This is a genomic window from Pseudomonas sp. LTR0 (assembly GCF_036630035.1).
Taxonomy (GTDB): Bacteria; Pseudomonadota; Gammaproteobacteria; order Pseudomonadales; family Pseudomonadaceae; genus Aquipseudomonas; species Aquipseudomonas putida_Y.
Window position 1 is genome coordinate 4,280,590 of the sequence record NZ_CP123734.1, and the last position, 18,292, is coordinate 4,298,881.

General features: G+C 63.4%; 19 protein-coding genes. 5 read left to right on the forward strand and 14 right to left on the reverse strand.

Annotated elements, in window-relative coordinates:
- The first annotated feature begins 129 nt into the window (after positions 1-129).
- Positions 130-771, forward strand: coding sequence for a TetR/AcrR family transcriptional regulator (locus tag QCL51_RS19630; RefSeq protein WP_021785930.1), 642 nt, complete (start codon positions 130-132; stop codon positions 769-771).
- A gap of 69 nt (positions 772-840) precedes the next feature.
- Here QCL51_RS19630 and QCL51_RS19635 read toward each other — a convergent pair whose 3' ends face one another.
- Positions 841-1,617, reverse strand: coding sequence for a class I SAM-dependent methyltransferase (locus QCL51_RS19635; protein WP_323601640.1), 777 nt, complete (start codon positions 1,615-1,617; stop codon positions 841-843).
- A 104-nt stretch (positions 1,618-1,721) separates the two neighbouring features.
- Between QCL51_RS19635 and QCL51_RS19640 the strand changes: the two genes are divergently transcribed.
- Positions 1,722-2,342: an energy transducer TonB gene (locus QCL51_RS19640; RefSeq protein WP_101196212.1), complete on the forward strand. Its 621-nt coding sequence runs from the start codon at positions 1,722-1,724 to the stop codon at positions 2,340-2,342.
- Positions 2,343-2,344: 2 nt separating this feature from the next.
- Here QCL51_RS19640 and QCL51_RS19645 read toward each other — a convergent pair whose 3' ends face one another.
- The 7 genes from QCL51_RS19645 to ppc all read right to left on the reverse strand — a co-directional run bounded on the left by QCL51_RS19645 (position 2,345) and on the right by ppc (position 9,538).
- Positions 2,345-3,034, reverse strand: coding sequence for an extensin family protein (locus tag QCL51_RS19645; RefSeq protein ID WP_274101282.1), 690 nt, complete (start codon positions 3,032-3,034; stop codon positions 2,345-2,347).
- The gene (locus tag QCL51_RS19650) at positions 3,034-3,864 is read right to left on the reverse strand and encodes an isocitrate lyase/phosphoenolpyruvate mutase family protein (RefSeq protein WP_028697075.1); all 831 of its coding nucleotides are present in this window, start codon (positions 3,862-3,864) and stop codon (positions 3,034-3,036) included. Before QCL51_RS19650 ends, QCL51_RS19645 begins: the two co-directional genes overlap by 1 nt.
- Before the next feature lie 28 nt (positions 3,865-3,892).
- The gene (locus tag QCL51_RS19655; protein WP_021785934.1) at positions 3,893-4,762 is read right to left on the reverse strand and encodes a DUF72 domain-containing protein; all 870 of its coding nucleotides are present in this window, start codon (positions 4,760-4,762) and stop codon (positions 3,893-3,895) included.
- A 3-nt stretch (positions 4,763-4,765) separates the two neighbouring features.
- Positions 4,766-5,056 (reverse strand): hypothetical protein, encoded by a 291-nt coding sequence (locus QCL51_RS19660; protein WP_101196213.1) that lies wholly within the window; start codon positions 5,054-5,056, stop codon positions 4,766-4,768.
- A gap of 131 nt (positions 5,057-5,187) precedes the next feature.
- A complete protein-coding gene (tsaB, locus tag QCL51_RS19665; protein ID WP_021785936.1) occupies positions 5,188-5,862 on the reverse strand; it encodes a tRNA (adenosine(37)-N6)-threonylcarbamoyltransferase complex dimerization subunit type 1 TsaB in 675 nt (224 codons plus the stop codon).
- A 140-nt stretch (positions 5,863-6,002) separates the two neighbouring features.
- On the reverse strand, positions 6,003-6,653 hold the full coding sequence (gene adk, locus QCL51_RS19670) for an adenylate kinase (protein ID WP_004575467.1): 651 nt from the start codon (positions 6,651-6,653) through the stop codon (positions 6,003-6,005).
- A gap of 257 nt (positions 6,654-6,910) precedes the next feature.
- Positions 6,911-9,538: a phosphoenolpyruvate carboxylase gene (ppc, locus tag QCL51_RS19675; RefSeq protein ID WP_021785938.1), complete on the reverse strand. Its 2,628-nt coding sequence runs from the start codon at positions 9,536-9,538 to the stop codon at positions 6,911-6,913.
- A gap of 261 nt (positions 9,539-9,799) precedes the next feature.
- Here ppc and QCL51_RS19680 point away from each other — a divergent pair, with 261 nt between their 5' ends.
- The 3 genes from QCL51_RS19680 (at position 9,800) to QCL51_RS19690 (ending at position 11,676) form a co-directional block, all read left to right on the forward strand.
- Positions 9,800-10,144, forward strand: coding sequence for a hypothetical protein (locus tag QCL51_RS19680; RefSeq protein ID WP_021785939.1), 345 nt, complete (start codon positions 9,800-9,802; stop codon positions 10,142-10,144).
- Positions 10,145-10,420: 276 nt separating this feature from the next.
- Entirely contained in the window at positions 10,421-10,834 is a 414-nt protein-coding gene (locus tag QCL51_RS19685; protein WP_020190164.1) for a DUF4398 domain-containing protein, read from the forward strand.
- 50 nt (positions 10,835-10,884) lie between these two features.
- On the forward strand, positions 10,885-11,676 hold the full coding sequence (locus QCL51_RS19690; protein WP_053870484.1) for an OmpA family protein: 792 nt from the start codon (positions 10,885-10,887) through the stop codon (positions 11,674-11,676).
- Between the two features lie 914 nt (positions 11,677-12,590).
- Here QCL51_RS19690 and QCL51_RS19695 read toward each other — a convergent pair.
- From QCL51_RS19695 to lysS, 6 genes are all read right to left on the reverse strand, one after another.
- Positions 12,591-12,917 (reverse strand): hypothetical protein, encoded by a 327-nt coding sequence (locus QCL51_RS19695; RefSeq protein ID WP_021785893.1) that lies wholly within the window; start codon positions 12,915-12,917, stop codon positions 12,591-12,593.
- Positions 12,914-13,837, reverse strand: a complete 924-nt coding sequence (locus QCL51_RS19700; RefSeq protein ID WP_053870523.1) for an alpha/beta hydrolase — start codon at positions 13,835-13,837, stop codon at positions 12,914-12,916. Before QCL51_RS19700 ends, QCL51_RS19695 begins: the two co-directional genes overlap by 4 nt.
- Positions 13,809-15,086 (reverse strand): flavohemoglobin expression-modulating QEGLA motif protein, encoded by a 1,278-nt coding sequence (locus tag QCL51_RS19705; protein WP_028698370.1) that lies wholly within the window; start codon positions 15,084-15,086, stop codon positions 13,809-13,811. Before QCL51_RS19705 ends, QCL51_RS19700 begins: the two co-directional genes overlap by 29 nt.
- 135 nt (positions 15,087-15,221) lie before the next feature.
- Positions 15,222-15,770, reverse strand: a complete 549-nt coding sequence (locus QCL51_RS19710) for a hypothetical protein (protein ID WP_021785891.1) — start codon at positions 15,768-15,770, stop codon at positions 15,222-15,224.
- Positions 15,771-15,800: 30 nt separating this feature from the next.
- Positions 15,801-16,505 carry a TetR family transcriptional regulator gene (locus QCL51_RS19715; protein WP_003252210.1) on the reverse strand — a complete coding sequence of 235 codons (705 nt, stop codon included), beginning with the start codon at positions 16,503-16,505 and terminating at the stop codon, positions 15,801-15,803.
- 207 nt (positions 16,506-16,712) lie between these two features.
- Positions 16,713-18,215 (reverse strand): lysine--tRNA ligase, encoded by a 1,503-nt coding sequence (gene lysS / locus QCL51_RS19720; RefSeq protein WP_028698371.1) that lies wholly within the window; start codon positions 18,213-18,215, stop codon positions 16,713-16,715.
- Positions 18,216-18,292: the final 77 nt, after the last annotated feature.

Below are 18,292 nucleotides of genomic sequence, written 5' to 3' on the forward strand. Positions count from 1 at the left end.
TATATTAAATCAGCGCAACGATGCCGGGAAGGGTGTGCGCGGGTTTTTCAAGCGTGCGGTGAGCAGGTAATGCAGCCTGGCTTTCGCCGGATGGCGCCTGACCCGTTAAGATGGTGATCCTTCAACCAGATGCAGACCACAATGTCCAACGACGCACCCATCGGCCCGGGCCGGCCCAAGGACCTGGCCAAGCGCGAGGCAATTCTCGAAGCGGCCAAGACGCTGTTCCTCAGCCTTGGCTACGCCAACACCAGCATGGATGCGGTCGCTGCGGCGGCAGGTGTTTCAAAGCTCACTGTGTACAGCCACTTCACCGACAAGCAGACCCTGTTCTGCTCGGCGGTCATGGCCACCTGCCAGATCCAGTTGCCTGACCTGCTGTTCGAGTATCCCGAGGGGGTACCGGTGGAAGAAGTGCTGCTGACCATTGCCCGCAACTTCCAGGCGCTTATCAGCAGTGACGAAGCGATCAAGCTCAGCCGCCTGATCATGGCCCAGGGCAGCCTGGACCCGAGTTTTGGCGAGTACTTCTACGAAGCCGGGCCCAAGCGCGTGCTGGCCGGGATGGAAGCCCTGCTGCGCGGGGCCCACGAGCGCGGACTGCTGCGCATCGACAACCCATTGAGGGCGGCAGAGCACTTCTTCTGCCTGGTCAAGGGGGCGCCAGATTACCGCTTGCTGCTGGGTTGTGCGGGGCCGCTGGAAGGCGATGAAGCCGAGGCGCATGTGCGCGAGGTGGTGGGGGTATTTTTGAGGGCATTCAAACCCTGATATCTGGATATCTTTGCAGGCCTCTTCGCGAGCTTACCCGCGAAGAGGCTGGGGCAGGTAACACAACCGTCAGGCTTTCAGCGCCTTCTTCGGATAAATGTCATACCGGCTCGACTTGCCTTCCAGGCTGTGGCTGGGCTTCGGCCCGTCGATGATTGGCGCCTTTCGCGGCCGCTTAACCACCACCCGGTGGCTGGCCAGTGCCAGGGCGGCTTCGAGCAGGGCCGGTGCATCCAGGTCATCGCCCACCAAGGGCCGGAACACGCGCATTTCCTTTTTCACCAGGGCGCTCTTGTCGCGGTGTGGGAACATCGGGTCGAGGTAGATCACCTGCGGCGCCTCCCCTTCCCAGGCGCGCATGCGCTCGATGGCGTTGCCGGTCAGCAGGCGCATGCGCCCGACAATCGGGCCCACTTCTTCGTCCGCTCGCGCCCGCGCCAGGCCGTCCTCCAACAGCGCGGCAATCAGCGGCTGGCGCTCGATCAGGGTCATCTGGCAGCCAAGGCTGGCCAGCACGAACGCGTCCTTGCCCAACCCCGCCGTGGCATCCAGCACCTGCGGCCGGATACCTTGGGCAATGCCCACAGCCTTGGCGATCATCTGCCCGTTGCCACCGCCAAACTGGCGGCGATGCGCAGCCTGGCCTTCGACGAAGTCTACACGCACCGGCCCGGGCGCCTGCGGGCCCAGTTGCTGAATCTGCAAGCCGTCGGCGCCCACCTGCACCGCGAAGGCGGCGGTATCGTCCTGCAGCGGCAGGCCCAGGCGTTCAGCCCACACCCTGGCCTGTTGCGCATACTCAGCTGTCATCGCCTCGACCTTGATACCCGTGCCTTGCTCTTCCATCGTTCACACCCGAAAAATCAAACCAAGCCCTTAATGAATCGGCAACCACGGCCGATACAGGCAATATCCCGCTATTCTGCCAGAGCACAACGCGCACGACTGCCATGTCAGATACTCTTCCCATCGGCTTGACCTACTTGTCGCCTGTCGGCAACTACAGTCAGCACAACACCCAGGCACTCGGGGGCGTCAGCCACCTGTGGCAGGATTTCTTTGCCCGGGCGATGGCCGAGCAGCAGGAAGAGCCCGTAGACGGCGTCAGCCAGTCGTTCGTGCAGTACGACCAGGACAGCGGTGAACCCATCGGCGGCGCCCGTGCACTGGCGTTGATCGACGCCCAGCGCGCCTGCCCGGTGCAAGACACCGTGGTGGCACCGCCCGAGCCGCTGTTCCTGCCCAAGGCCGAGCTCGAGGCCAAGCTGCTACCACCCGCGCCCGAGCCGTTCAGTGCCATTGAACTGATCGAGCAGCAGCGCCAGCTCGACATCAACAACAGCTGGCTGCGTCCGGTGGTAATGAGCCAGGGCCAGCCCATTGCCGAGCCCGGCCCTGCCCCCACGCCACGGTCACTATTCCTGCCCATTGCCGAGTTCGAGACGAACCTGCTGGACCCGGCGCCCGAACCGTTCGACGACGCCACCCTGGCCAAGCAGCAAAATGACCTGGAGTTCGACATCCACTGGGCGCGCCCAGTGGTGCTGAACAACGTGCGCGCGTACGCCTGAGGCTAACGACAGATCTGCCAGCGCCCCATGTCCACGTGAAAGTGGTTGCGGTGCGCAGCGTTGTAATCCGGCCCCAGTACCGTGCTGAAGCTCTCGCAAGCCACCCGCTGCACCCGACGCAGGAATTCGGCCTTCTGCCCACCCGCCTGCCAGTCACGCGCCAGCACGATCCGCTGGCCGTCCTGTAGACGGAAACCGCTGATGTCCAGCGCATTGGCCATGGCGTGCTGGCTCAAACGGCCCTGCTTACGGTGGTAGACATTGCGGCAGGCAAAGCTGCCCAGGTGATCCACCTGCGTCACCGGTTGCCCAAACACCTCCTGCGCCGCCGGCTGCAAGCCATGGTTCTCGAACAGTGCATAGGCCACCGCCAGCGGGCAACTGGCCAGAAAACTGCTGCTCAACCGCGCCTGGCCGCCCTCGATGCGCCATACGTTCTGCAGCGGGCAGTTGGCCGAGGCCGGGCTGTCGGCTTGTGCCCGGTAACGCAGGTGGCTGGTTTCCAGCGCCTGCCGGCACAGCGCTGGGTCATCGCGCAAGCGTGACAGTTTGTAGGGGGTCAGCAGGTTGGGCGGTTGGCGCACGTCCAGCGGCGCCCAGGGGTTCCACAGGGCAGGCAGGCGCCAGCCAAAGTACCAGGCCAGGCCGGCCACCGTCAGCAGGCCGACCAGTAGCGCCAGCAATGCCCGCATCAGCGGCGGAACAGGTCGTTCAGCTGGGCAAACGGCATTGCCTGCTCACCATAGCCGAACGTGCCCTCTTCGCGAATTTCCAACGCGGCTCGGTGAAAGGCCCCGAGTGCAGCACGGGCCAGCGAGGAGCCGACGCTGATGCGACGCACGCCCAGGTCCTGCAACTGGTTGACGTTGAGCGGCACGCCCGCCGTGCCCATCAGCACATTCACAGGGCGCGGTGCGACTGCCTGCACCACGGCACGGACTTCCTCCACGGTACGCAGCCCCGGGGCGTAGAGCACGTCTGCACCGGCTTCGGCATAGGCTTGCAGGCGCAAGATGGTGTCGTCGAGGTCCATGCGCCCGTGTAGCAGGTTTTCTGCCCGGGCACACAAGGTGAACGGGAACGGCAGGCTTCGCGCAGCCTGCACGGCGGCGCGCACCCGCTCCACGGCCAGCCCGAAGTCATAGATGGGCGCATCACTGCGGCCACTGGCATCTTCGATGGAGCCGCCCACCAGGCCGACTTCGGCGGCACGCAGAATGGTCTGGGCACAGTCTTCGGGCAAATCGCCAAAGCCGTTTTCCAGATCGGCGGCCACCGGCAGCGCGGTGGCATCGACGATCTCGCCGGCATTGTCCAGTGTATCGTCCAGGCTCAAGGCGCCTTCGGCGTCTGGCCGGCCCAGGCTGAAGGCCAAGCCGGCACTGGTGGTAGCCAGTGCCTCGAAACCCAGGCTGGCGAGCAACTTGGCGGAGCCGGCATCCCACGGGTTGGGGATGACGAACGCGCCCTCGCGCTCGTGTAACGCCTTGAAGGCCTCAGCTCGCAGGGTTTGCACATCCATGGTTCAACCTCCGGCAGTCAGGGAAAGGTCAGAGTAGCCCCAATTGTTCGACCTCAGGGGCGCGCGGCAATTCCGGCAAAGGTGCCAGGCCAGGCAGGCGCGCCATCAGGCGCTGATGGAAACGCTGGGCCAGCGCCGCAGCCAGGCGATTGTCCGAGGTGTGCAGGAAGATATAGGGATTGCGGCCTTCTTCAATCCAGGCGGCGACCTTTTCTACCCAAGGGCTAAGGAAGGCCTGATTGGCCTCCAGTTCCGGATGGCCGATGAAGCGAACCTGCGGATGCTGGCTGAAGGCTGCCGGACGGGGTGGTACCTTGGGCTTCTTCGACTGCGCATGCAGCACGGCAGGGTCGCGCGAGGTGCAACTGAACAACGCACGGGGGTCGAGGCAGATGCGCTCTACGCCGCGTTCGTGCAGCAGGCGATTGAGCAGGCGTTCTTCCTCACCCTTGGCAAAAAAGGCCTGGTTGCGCACTTCCACGGCCACCGGCACGGCGATCTGATCGAGGAAGTGACAGAGCTCACCCAGGCGCGCCGGGCCGAACTGGGCCGGCAACTGCAGCCAGTAGGGTGATACGCGCTGGCCCAGCGGGGCCATCAGCCGGGTGAAGTCGAAGGCAGGCTCAAGCTGGTCACGCAGGTCGCCCTCATGGCTGACATCCCGCGGAAACTTGGCAGTGAAGCGAAAGTGCTCGGGCATGACTTGCGCCCAGCGGGCAATGGTCCCGGGCGCGGGACGTGCATAGAAAGTGGTGTTGCCTTCGACGGCGTTGAAGACCTGACTGTAGAAGCCAAGCATTTGATTACTGTTAGCGTCAGCGGGGTACAGGTAGTCTCGCCAGGCGTTTTCGCTCCACGACGGGCAACCGAGAAAGTAAGGCAGTGGTGACGGATTCATCCATCAAATGTACAGGTCGAGCCCCAGTACTTCCATGTCCCAGTCGCTAAAACCGGCAGTGCTCAGGTAGCTGGCCAGTGCGGTGGCGGTACGGCGGTCACGGGCACGAGGGAAAACCATGTCCTGCTGCCGGGCTGGCAGTCCACCACCAGGGCGGCGGGCAGTGGTTTCCTGCGGGGCGGCTTCTGCCTCCTCGATTACCTCGGCATCGTCGATGGCCTGGTCACGCACCGCTGCTTTGCGCGAGGCGCGCTTGAGCGGGTAGGACTGCGATGAGAAACCGTCGATACGCATGGCATGAGCACTCAGGACCAATGATGGCAATTTAGCAGCATCAGGGTTCCGTCGCTAATGCTTGAGTGATAACTGGACCACAGATCGCGAAAAAGGTTTTAGCGTGTTCGGCGATAACCGACGAACAGCACTCAGTGCTTCTTGGGCGTGGCTACATTATCGCGCAGATAAACCGGCTGCGCCTGCTCGGCGACGATTGCCTCGCCGCGCGCCCAGGCGAAGGTGGCCAGGCTGAGGACGTCCAGGGCATTGGGCAAGGCGCCAGGGTTGCTCGCGGCCACCTGAACCGCCAAGCGCTCGGCATAGCCCCATCCGGTACCGGCACCGAACCACTCGCCATTGCTGCCTGCCGGCAGCGCCACCTGCTCGGGCGGTAACACGGCTTCACGGCCGACCAGGCGCATTTCGCCCGCCGTGGCCTGGTAGCAACCCCAGTACACTTCATCCATGCGTGCATCGATGGCCGCTGCCACCTGCTGCACGCCATGCTCGCGCAATGCACCCTGGGCCAGTGCGGCCAGGTTGGACACCGGCAGCACCGGGCGTTCGAGGGCAAAGGCCAGGCCTTGCACCACACCGATGGCAATTCGCACGCCAGTGAACGCGCCCGGGCCACGGCCAAAGGAAATGGCATCCAGCGCATTCAGTGCCACGCCAGAGTCGGCCAGCAGTTGCTTGATCATCGGCAGCAGCTTCTGGGCATGCATGCGCGGGATCACCTCGTAATGGCTGGTTACCTTGCCGTCATGCAGCAGCGCGACGGAACAGGCTTCGGTGGCGGTATCCAGGGCCAGCAGGGTGGTCATCGAACGGGTATCCAGGTGCGAATGAAAAAGAGCGGCAGTATAGAGCAGCAGCGGCGTTGTGTCCCGAGGGGGCCGCTGTGCGGCCTACAAACGACAACGGCCCGCAAGCGGGCCGTTGTCGAGGTGCGTCAGGCGCCGGTTCAGCTCAGGGCTGCCAGGACCTTGGCGGTGATGGCTTCAACCGAGCCGACACCTTCGATGTGGCTGTACTTCGGCTTGCCGCCATTGGCAGCCGACAGCTTCTGGTAGAAATCCACCAGCGGCTTGGTCTGGCTGTGGTAGACCGACAGGCGATGGCGAACGGTTTCTTCTTTGTCGTCGTCACGCTGGATCAGGTCTTCACCGGTCTCGTCGTCCTTGCCTTCCACTTTCGGCGGGTTGTACTGAATGTGGTAGGTACGGCCCGAGGCCAAGTGCACGCGACGGCCAGCCATGCGGCCAACGATTTCCTCGTCGTCCACGGCAATTTCGACCACGGCATCGATGTCGACACCGGCAGCGACCATGGCTTCGGCCTGCGGGATGGTGCGTGGGAAGCCGTCGAACAGGCAGCCGTTGGCGCAATCAGGCTGGGCAATGCGCTCCTTCACCAGGCTGATGATCAACTCGTCGGAGACCAGCTGGCCGGCATCCATGACTTTCTTCAGCTCCAGGCCCAGCGGGGTACCGGCCTTGACGGCGGCACGCAGCATGTCACCGGTGGAGATCTGTGGAATACCGAACTTTTCGGTGATGAACTTTGCCTGAGTACCTTTACCGGCCCCGGGAGCTCCCAGCAGAATTACGCGCATCTTGTGCTCCTCAAATTTTTTTATGAAATTCAATGGATTCGGCAACCAGGGCCAAGTCCGGAAAATCGGGTATGACCATAAATCGGTCAGAAGGCTGCTCAAGATACACAGCGCCCGGCAGCCAGACAAGCGTCCCAAAGTTGCAGGAATGCGCCACTTGCGGCTGACCGGGCAGGCGGTTGCGCCCGGCGCAACCACCCTTCCCGACATTGTGCCGGGCCTGTATGACACTCGCCAGGCATGACCCGGGCTTGCCCTTAGCCGGTGTTGCGCAGCCCGGCAGCAATACCCGCCACGGTCACCAGCAAGGCCTGCTCCAACGGGCTGTCCAGAGCGGCTTCGCGGCTGCGCGAGCGGGCCAGCAACTCTGCCTGCAGGCGGTGCAACGGGTCCAGATAGGTATTGCGCAGGCTAATGAATTCCAGTGTCTCGGGGCTGTGCGCCAGTAGCACCGGCTGCCTGGTCAGGCCCAGCACCACCTGGCACGACTGCGACAATAGGTCGCGCAGGTGCGCACCTAAAGGGAGCAAGTGCGGTTGCACCAGACGTTCGTCGTAGGCCTCGGCAATTTGCGCATCGGCCTTGGCCAGGACCATTTCCAGCATGTCGATGCGAGTGCGGAAGAACGGCCATTGCTCACGCATCTGCGCCAGCAACTCACCCTGCCCCCGGGCCAAGGCGTTCGTCAGCGCGGTTTCCCAGCCCAGCCAGGCCGGCAGCATCAGCCGGGTCTGGGTCCAGCCGAAGATCCACGGGATGGCGCGCAGGCTTTCGATACCCCCGGCGCGGCGCTTGGCCGGGCGGCTGCCCAGCGGCAGGCGCCCCAGCTCCTGTTCTGGCGTCGACTGGCGGAAGTACTCGACGAAATCGGGGTTCTCCCGTACCACGCTGCGGTAGGCCTGGACACCATCGGCAGCCAACTGGTCCATCACCTCACGCCAGGCAGGTTGCGGGGGCGGCGGTGGCAACAGCGTGGCTTCAAGCACGGCAGCCAGGTACAGGTTGAGGTTTTGCTCGGCGATGCCCGGCAGGCCGAACTTGAAGCGAATCATTTCACCCTGCTCGGTGGTGCGGAAACGCCCCGCTACCGAACCCGGTGGCTGCGACAGGATCGCGGCATGGGCCGGGCCACCGCCTCGCCCGACCGTACCGCCACGACCGTGGAACAGCAGCAGCTCGACCTGATGCTCGGCACAGATACGCACCAGGTTTTCCTGAGCCCGGTACTGCGCCCAGGCAGCAGCCGTGGTGCCGGCGTCCTTGGCCGAATCGGAGTAGCCGATCATCACTTCCTGCGGGCCGCGCAGGCCCGCGCGGTAGCCCGGCAGGCCAAGCAGGCGCTGCATGACCGGGCCGGCGTTGTCGAGGTCGGCCAGGGTCTCGAACAGTGGCACCACACGCATGGGGCGGGTCAGGCCGGCTTCCTTGAGCAACAGTTGTACCGCCAGTACATCCGAGGCGGCCCCCGCCATGGAGATGACGTAAGACCCCAGCGAGGCGGCCGGTGCAGCGGCCACTTCCCTGCAGGTCGCCAGCACTTCGGCGGTGTCCGCTTGCGGCTTGAAATGCGCAGGTAGCAGGGGCCGGCGGTTTTTCAACTCGGCCTGGAGGAACGCGATGCGCTGCTCCTCATCCCAGTCGGCGTAACGCCCCAGGCCCAGGTAATCGGTAATCTCGGTCAGCGCATCACGGTGACGGGCAGCGTCCTGGCGCACGTCCAGGCGGCCCAGGAACAGGCCGAAGGTGACCGCACGGCGCAAGCAGTCAAGCAGCGGGCCTTCAGCGATAACGCCCATGCCGCATTCGTGCAGTGACTGGTAGCACAGCTCCAGCGGCGCGATCAGCTCGCAGTTCTCCACCAGCACGTCGGCACCGGCCGGTTGGTTGCTGGTCAAGGCCGACTGCGCCCATGCGCGTGTCGCACGCAGGCGGTCGCGCAATCGCTTGAGCACTGCGCGGTAAGGTTCGGCACTGTCGCCGACTTGTGCGCGCAGGGCGTCGCTGGCCTGCTGCATGGACAGCTCGGCGGCCAGTGCGTCGATATCGCGCAGGAACAGGTCGGCGGCCATCCAGCGCGCCAACAGCAGCACTTCGCGGGTGACGGCAGCCGTCACATTGGGGTTGCCATCACGGTCGCCACCCATCCACGAGGCAAAGCGGATCGGCGCGGCCTCCAGCGGCAGCCGCAGGCCAGTGGCCTCCAGCAGGGCCTTGTCGACCTTGCGCAGGTGGCTGGGGATGGCGTGCCACAGCGAATGCTCGATCACTGCGAAACCCCACTTGGCTTCGTCTACCGGCGAAGGCCGGGTGCGGCGGATTTCTTCGGTATGCCAGGCCTCGGCGATCAGCCGGCGCAGGCGTTCGCGCACTTGCTGGCGTTCTGCCGCGGTCAGGTCACGATGGTCCTGTGCGGCCAGTTGGCCGGCGATCGCGTCGTACTTCTGGATCAGCGTGCGACGGGCCACTTCGGTGGGGTGTGCGGTGAGCACCAACTGGATATCGAGCTTGGCCAGTTGCCGGGCCAGGGCGTCGTTGCTGTGGCCGGCCTGCTTCAGGCGCCCCAGCAGTTCGGGCAGTACCCGCGCTTCGAAAGGTTCGGGTTGGTCAGCGTCGCGGCGGCGGATCAACTGGTACTGCTCGGCCATGTTGGCCAGGTTGAGGAACTGGTTGAAGGCTCTCGCTACGGGCAGCAGGTCTTCTTCGGCCAAGTCCGCCAGGGTTGAACTCAGTTGCTCACCAGGGCCGCGGCGGTCGGCCTTGGCACTGTGGCGGATGTCCTCGATTTTCTGCAGGAACGCATCGCCATGCTGCTGGCGAATGGTTTCGCCAAGCAGTTCGCCCAACACATGGACATCTTCACGCAAACGCACATCGATATCGGTCATTGGCGCTCTCTCCGTTGCATCCCTATCAGCCTCAGCGCGCCCTGTGCAAGCGCGGGTTAACCCGTGAATAACCCAAGGCGGTGCCTGGCACCGGCGTTGCCGGTGTTCGCGGGTAAACCCGCTCCTACAGGGGGGGCGGTATCCCCCAAGAGTGCCCATAGCCGGGCGACGATGGCAAGCCGTGATCGGCCAAACCAAACTAAAGTGAAAGCACAGCACTCCCATGCAGTGCAGCCTTTCCAGGCGTCAACAGAGGTCATCATGAAAATTCGTGAACTCGCCCAGCATTGGGAACAGAATGCCGCCGGCACCCTCAGCCGTACGGGCCATGTCCTGCACCTGGACCTGGAGTCCGAGGCGCGCCTGGCCGCGCTGATCGACATGTACCCCAAACGCACGGCCGAAGAACTGCTCGGCGAACTGGTCGCAGCCGCCCTTGAAGAATTGGAGGCCAGCTTCCCCTATGTACAGGGCCGCCAGGTCATCGCCACTGACGAAGAGGGTGACCCACTTTACGAAGACGTTGGTCCTACGCCGCGCTTTCTCTCCCTGTCCCGCCAACACCTGCATAACTTGAGCAACGCTACAGTCGACAGCGACAAGTAACCGTCCGCTCCCCCGTTCCGGGCCTGCTCAAGGCCCGGAATACCGCTTCAGCCTGAGAAAGTTCCAGACTAATCGCACTGACCGATCAGTCAGAAATAGTTATCCGATTACGACGCTTTTTTCTGAACTATTCGAAAAACGTCCGAGTCGGAGCCAATAGCCATCACGCTAAAACCCTGCACACTGCCCTCGTGCACCGTTGAGCTGAAGCGCGCGGTTTTGTCAGGGATTGAGCGATGGACTGCTACGGACATCGTCGTTATCAGGAGTGATCCAATGGAACTGACCACCATGAAGACCCGCACTAGCAAACTGTCATCCACTCATGTGCGCGGGTTCAAGCTGGCCGCGCTGGCACTGGGCAGTAGCCTGGTCCTGGCCGGCTGTGCGGGCAATCCGCCCACCGAGCAGTATGCCGTTACCCAGTCCGCCGTGAACTCCGCCGTCAGCGCCGGCGGTACCGAGTTCGCCGCCGTGGAAATGAAGGCGGCTCAGGACAAGTTCAAGCAAGCCGAAATCGCCATGCACGACAAGAAGTACGACGAGGCCAAGCGCCTGGCCCAACAGGCCGAATGGGATGCCCGCCTCGCCGAACGCAAGGCCCAGGCAGCCAAAGCCCAGAAGGCCGTGCAGGATGCCCGCCAGGGCGTTCAGGACGTACGTGAGGAAGGCCTGCGCAGCGTTCAGTGAGCCCTGCCCCGCCAACCTTAGCCTTCGCACACGATCAAAGGATGAACACTATGCGCAAACACGTCATGATTCCCGCCCTGCTGGCCCTGAGCGTCGGTCTTGCTGCCTGCTCGCACGATCCGAATGCCAATTTGGAAGCGGCCCGCACCAACTTCTCTTCGCTGCAGAGCAATCCGCAAGCGAGCAAGGTCGCGGCGCTGGAGACCAAGGACGCCCAGGACTGGCTGAACAAAGCCGACAAGGCCTACATGGACCGTGAAGACGAGAAGAAAGTCGACCAACTGGCCTACCTGACCAACCAGCGCGTCGAAGTGGCCAAGCAGACCATTGCCCTGCGCACTGCCGAAGCTGAACTGAAGAACGCCTCGGCCCAGCGCGCCCAGGCCAAGCTGGATGCCCGCGACGCGCAGATAGCCAAGCTGCAGGAGAGCCTCAACGCCAAGCAGACCGACCGCGGAACGCTGGTGACCTTCGGCGATGTACTGTTCGACTTCAACAAGGCCGAACTCAAGAGCAGCGCTTACCCGAACATCACCAAGCTGGCGCGGTTCCTCCAGGAAAACCCGGAACGCAAGGTGATCGTCGAGGGCTACACCGACAGCGTCGGCTCGGCCAACTACAATCAGACACTGTCCGAGCGCCGTGCCAACAGCGTGCGCATGGCACTGGTACGTGCCGGGGTAGATCCGGCGCGTATCGTTTCGCAAGGCTATGGCAAGGAGTACCCGGTAGCGGACAACTCGAGCAACTCGGGGCGTGCGCAGAACCGTCGGGTGGAGGTGACCATCTCCAACGACAACCAGCCGGTGGCACCACGCTCGGTGAGCCAGGCTCAGCGGTAAGGCTGGAACGCTGAAAGGACAAGCCCCGCGATTGAGGCGGGGCTTTTCTTTGTTCGCCGATAATGTTGTGGCGCCTGTGAGATCGAGCGCCGCCCGCGCGGCGCATCGCGAGCAAGCTCGCTCCTACATCTGTTTCGGGCCAATTATTCCTGTGGGATTTGCGCGCGAACGCCTTGGCGCATGGCGCGATATCGCGTCGTACAAACAAGGCGGTCGCGCGCGTCTGTCACAGGCGTAACTGGCCCGAAACAGATGTAGGAGCGAGCTTGCTCGCGATGCGCCGCGCGGGCGGCGCTCGATCTCGCGGGCGCCAAAAATGCTGCGCCGAACACTCACTGCACCTGCTGCGGTGTTTCCTCGCCCATGCAGCGCACCGCACGCTTGCGGTTGTCCACCAGCACGTCGGTCAGGCCTTTCTGTTTGTTTCGGGCCAATTATGCCTGTGGGGTTGGCGCGCGAACTCCTTGGTGCATAGCGCGTTATCGCGTCGTACAAACAAGGCGGTCGCGCGCGTCTGTCACAGGCGTAACTGGCCCGAAACAGATGTAGGAGCGAGCTTGCTCGCGATGCGCCGCGTGGGCGGCGCTCGATCTCGCGGGCGCCAAAAATGCTGCGCCGAACACTCACTGCACCTGCTGCGGTGTTTCCTCGCCCATGCAGCGCACCGCACGCTTGCGGTTGTCCACCAGCACGTCGGTCAGGCCTTTCTGTTTGTTTCGGGCCAATTATGCCTGTGGGGTTGGCGCGCGAACGCCTTGGTGCATAGCGCGATATCGCGTCGTACAAACAAGGCGGTCGCGCGCGTCTGTCACAGGCGTAACTGGCCCGAAACAGATGTAGGAGCGAGCTTGCTCGCGATGCGCCGCGCGGGCGGCGCTCGATCTCGCGGGCGCCCAAAATGCTGCGCCGAACACTCACCGCACCTGTTGCGGTGTTTCCTCGCCCATGCAGCGCACCGCACGCTTGCGGTTGTCCACCAGCACGCCGGTCAGGCCTTTCTGCTGGGTGTCGAACAGCACCAGCACCCCATCGACGCACTGGGCCACTTGCGGTGCCGGGTCCAGCGATACCTTGTAGTCCTCGCCGGGGATGGTCTTGAGCATGGTGAAATCCTGCAGCAGCAGGGCATCTTCAGGCTTGGCAAAATGCAGATAACCGTAATACCACAAAGCCCCCACCGTCACGATGATGCTGCCGACGCCGGTCAGGATCAGCGGGATGGCGTTGCGTTCTTCACTCATTGCTTGTTCTTCTCGTCAGGGAAATTGGGCACTTCGGCAAGCCGCCGCAGGCCGTTGAAATGGCTGGGGTCATCGAGGAATCGCAGCATGACCTGGCGCCAGGTAGGGTCGGCGAAGGTCTGCACGTGCCCCCCTCGGGTCAGTTGCAGCACCCGCGGTGGTGGCGCGTGCTGATACAGGCGGATGGCGTTGTCCATCGGCACCAGGTTGTCGTCGATGCTGTGGAAAAACAACTTGGGCGGACTGCTCAATTGCTCGATCGAGTGGATCGCGCTGTCGCCGTCCGGCACCAGCCACGACAGCGGAACCTGTAACGGCCAGGTCATCCAAGAGGTGCTGAGCGCAAAGCGCCCTACCGCGCGGTAACTGGCCGGCACACCATCGAACACCAGGGCGCTGAAACGCTGACGCTGCTCGGGGTGGGCCGCCAGGTAATGAATGGCCATGGCACCGCCCAGGCTCTGCCCCAGCAGTACCAACGGCTTGCCCCGGACCTCGGGCGCCTGCTCCAGCCAGGCCATGGCTGCGGCAATGTCCTCGTACACTTCCGGCAGGCTCGGCTGGCCCTGAGACAAGCCATAGCCGCGGTAATCGATCATCAACACCTGGTAACCCTGCTCCGGCAGCCAGTAGCTACCCCCCAGGTGCCCAGGCAGGTTACCGCCGTTACCGTGCAGGTGCAGCACCGTGCCCTTGACTTCGACCCCGGCCTTGGCCGGCAGCCACCAACCGTGAAGGCGGATGCCATCAGCAGTGGTCAGCGTGACGTCGCGGTATTCCAGCTTGGCCCGCTCAGGGGTGAAGGCCTGACCACGCTCGGGGTAGAACAGCAGGCTGCTGCAGCCGCCAAGGCTCAGCAGGACCAGGCCCAGGACCAGCAGGCGGCAGTTCTCAGAGAATGTTCGCGTAGTCGGCTTCAATACGGTCCAGGCTCAGGTGGTTGAGGAAGTTGGAGAAGCACATCCAGGCCGACAGCGCGTTAAGGTCGCGGAACTGTTCGGGCAGGTACTTGGGCGGCTCGACCAGCCCTTCCTCGACGAGTTGGCGCAGGGTGCGCATGTCTTCCAGGGTGGTCTTGCCACAGAACAGCAACGGGATCTGTTCCAGTTTGCCCTTCTTCACGGCCAACTGAATGTAGTTGTAAACCATGATGAAGCCCTTGAGGTAGGACAAGTCCTTGGTGAATGGCAAGCCGTTGGGCACCGACCCGCGGAACACCCGGCTGGCGTTGCTGTAGCTCTGCGCCATCTCGAAGCCCTGCTCGCGGAAAAAACCGTAGACCTGCATGAAGTCTGCGCCCTCCTCGACCATGTGGATGGCTCGGGTGCGGTTGGTGAGCTTGCGCAGGCGGCTGGGGTAGGAGGCAAAGGCGATCACCTCCATGAGGATGGCCAGGCCCTCCTGGGTTACCGTCGACGAGGGCGGGCCCTTGGCCAGGAAGGTGCAGATCGGCTGGTTCAGGCCATTGAGCGTGGTCCCGACATGCACCAACCCTTCGTGCACCTCCAGGGCGCGCACATCGCGGGTGTTGAACATGGCATCGGCACGCACCTTGATGTAGTCGGCACCGGCTGCGGCGTCAGCGACGATGCCGTCTGACTCGAACACACGAATGGTTCCCTCGGCCTCGCCGAACACTTTGTTCAGCCGGTGCTGGAGGATCTCCACGGCTTCCTTGGCGGTGAGGTTCTTTGGCTCATCCTTGAGGTCACCACGGCCATCGATGTTGTTCAGGTAGTCCGACAGCATCAGCCCAAGGTCGGCCAGCGTCGGGTCACCGGCGTGGAAGGCATCCGAGGCGGCGCCATACAGCTCTTGGGAGATCAGGCCGAAGTCTTCGGTACCGCGCGCTTCAAGCATGCGCACCACCATGCGGTATTCACGGCACATGCGCTTCATGATCTGCCCGACCGGGTTGAACTGGCCCAGCTGGCGAATGATGTCGCGCTCGATGCCCTGGAACTCGGCCTTGACAGCGCTGGAGTCGAACGACAGCGGGCGCGATTGGTAGTAGGCACGATCTACCGCCGGCGGCTCCTTGCCCTTGGCCTTGAGAAAACCCTGGCGGATGTTGTCGTCCCACTTCACCGCGTCCAGGACCCGAATAGGCGTCTGTGCCGCAACGATGCGGTCGGACAGGGCGCGGATGGTTTGCTGGTATTCGTCCACCGGGGACTCCTTTCTAGTACACGAAACCTGTACCGGCGTCTTCGCGGGCTTGCCCGCTCCCACAGGGACACCACAGGATCAGATACCTGTGAAATACCTGTGGGAGCGGGCAAGCCCGCGAAGACGCCAACACGGTCATTTGCCCGAGCGCTGGAACCGCGCCACTTCGACGAACAGGTCGGAGTTGGCCGGGTCGTCCAGGTAGGCCAGCACCCGCGCTGCCGGGCTGTCGATCAGAACGCCGTCGCCGTTGTCGTCCGGCACTTCGGTGCTGCGCCCGGTCAGTTCCTTTTTGTCCACCGCCTGCTGCACCTGCTCGACGTCCAGGTTGTAGACCACCAGTTCCTTGCCATCGACGATGTCGAAGCCGCCAATCAGGAAATTGCCACCCAGCCGCTTGGGCACGCCAGCCGACAAGTACCAGCGGTTGCCGTGGCGTGACACGGTGAACACGTACTCTTCAGGGGCCTTGCCCTTGGCCGTGGCCACCGCCTTGTAGGCGTCGCCACCGCTACGGCTGATCACCAGTTTCAGCGGCTCCCCCCAGGCGTCCTTGCTGCTCCACTTGCCGAGCAGGGCCTTGGGCGCTGCCTGGTTGCTGGGCAAGGGCTCATGGAAGGTCACCAGACAACCGCCCAGCAGCAGGAATGACAAAGTCAACAACACCACACGCCAGGCTTTCATCAGGTTCTCCTTGAAAAGGTCGTTCTCGCCTCAGGCCGATGCCAGCACCAGTTGCAGGTATCGGGTAAGCATAGCGAGCATCTGCCCATCGGCTTGCGCATTCGCTTGCTTGAGCAGGCCTTGATATTCCAACTGCTCGATAATCGCCGTCAACATCTGTGCATCCTGCTCCGGCTGCCGCGAGCCCACGACCTGCAGCAATTGCCGGGTGCCGTGCAGCAGGATCTGTTCATGAGCGCACACCAGCTCGGCCAGTCGCGGGCACAGCAATGCTTCCTGGCGGAAGGCCTGCTCGGCCATCAGGAAGTCACGGCGGTTCAGCAGTTGCCGCTGAACGTAGTCGGCGGTCATGCGCGCCACCTCGTCAGCCAGCCGCGCCCGGGCCTGCGGGCTGCCATCGCCCTGTGCCAGCAACTGGCGCAACACCACCTCGGTGTTTGCCCACAGCTTGGCCATGTAGGCCGCACTGCGCTCGACATACTGGGCAAAGGTATCGGTGAGCAGGTCCTCGATGTCCTTGAAGTAGTAGGTGGTGGCCGACAATGGCACGCCGGCCTCGGCGGCCACTGCCCGGTGGCGCACACCGCGCACGCCATCGCGCACGACAATGCGCATGGCGGCATCGAGAATCAACTGGCGACGCTGTTCGCTGCCTTGGCGGGCAGTCTTGCGGCCTTGGTATTGCACGCTTTCGGCGACGGCGGTGGCGATGCCGGCGGCGCCTTGGTCAGGCATGGCGGGTGTCACGGGGGATACCTCATGGGCAGTTTTTCATCGGTGCCGGCCTCTTCGCGGGCACGCCCGCTCCCACAGGGCCCCCGCAACATTCAGGAGTATGCGCAAGTCCTGTGGGAGCGGGCGTGCCCGCGAAGAGCCCAGTACCGACAACATAAAGCTTCAGGCAAGAAAAAGCCGCCTCGAAAGGCGGCTCGTTCAGCTTACTCAGGCCTGCGGACGCATGTGCGGGAACAGGATGACGTCGCGGATCGACGGCGAGTTGGTCAGCAGCATCACCAGGCGGTCGATGCCGATGCCTTCACCGGCGGTCGGCGGCATGCCGTACTCCAGCGCACGAACGAAGTCGGCGTCATAGTGCATGGCTTCATCGTCACCCGCGTCCTTCTCGGCCACCTGGGCCAGGAAACGCTCGGCCTGATCTTCGGCATCGTTGAGCTCGGAGTAGGCGTTGGCGATTTCGCGGCCACCGATGAACAGCTCGAAACGATCGGTAACGGCCGGGTTCTCGTCGTTGCGACGGGCCAGCGGCGACACTTCGAACGGGTACTCGGTAATGAAGTGCGGCTGTTCCAGCTTGTGCTCGACCAACTCTTCGAAAATCATCACCTGCAGCTTGCCCAAGCCTTCATGGCCCAGCACCTTGGCGCCGGCCTTCCTGGCGATCTCGCGGGCGCGGTCGACGTCCTGCAGGTCGGCAGCGGTCAGCTCCGGGTTGTACTTGAGGATCGAGTCGAACACCGACAGGCGCACGAACGGCTCGCCGAAGTGGAATACCTTGTCGCCGTACGGCACGTCGGTGGAGCCCAGTACCAGTTGCGCCAGCTCGCGGAACAGTTCCTCGGTGAGGTCCATGTTGTCGCGGTAATCGGCGTAGGCCTGGTAGAACTCGAGCATGGTGAATTCAGGGTTGTGACGAGTCGAAACGCCTTCGTTACGGAAGTTACGGTTGATCTCGAACACTTTTTCGAAGCCACCCACGACCAGGCGCTTGAGGTACAGCTCCGGCGCGATACGCAGGAACATGGCCATGTCCAGGGCATTGTGGTGGGTTTCGAACGGTTTGGCAGCAGCGCCGCCTGGAATGGTCTGCAGCATCGGCGTCTCGACTTCGAGGAAGTCACGCTCGATGAGGAACTTGCGGATGTGCGAAATCACCTGCGAACGCACACGGAAGGTGTGGCGGGTTTCTTCGTTGACCATCAGGTCGACGTAGCGCTGGCGGTAGCGCTGCTCGGTGTCGGTCAGGCCGTGGTGCTTGTCGGGCAGCGGGCGCAGCGACTTGGTCAGCAGGCGCACGTTGGTCATTTCGACGTACAGGTCGCCCTTGCCGGAACGGGCCAGGGTGCCTTCGGCGCTGATGATGTCGCCCAGGTCCCAGGTCTTGACCGCGGCCAGGGTTTCTTCCGGCAGGGTCTTGCGGTTGACGTAGACCTGAATACGGCCAGTCATGTCCTGGATAACCATGAACGAGCCACGGTTGAGCATGATGCGGCCGGCTACCTTGACCGGGATCGCGGCTGCTTCCAGCTCTTCCTTGGTCTTGTCCGCGTACTGCTTCTGCAGGTCGTTGCAGTAGCTGTCGCGACGGAAGTCGTTGGGGAAGGCATTGCCCTTGGCACGCTCGGCGGCAAGTTTTTCCTTGCGCAGGGCGATCAGGGCGTTTTCTTCCTGTTGCAGGTCTTGCGATTCGGTCTTCAGGTCGCTCATGTCGTCATTCTTTCCATCAGGTATTCGTTGCCCGTTCCGGGCAGGGCACGCGCTACCGGCGGCTGGCCAGGTAGCGC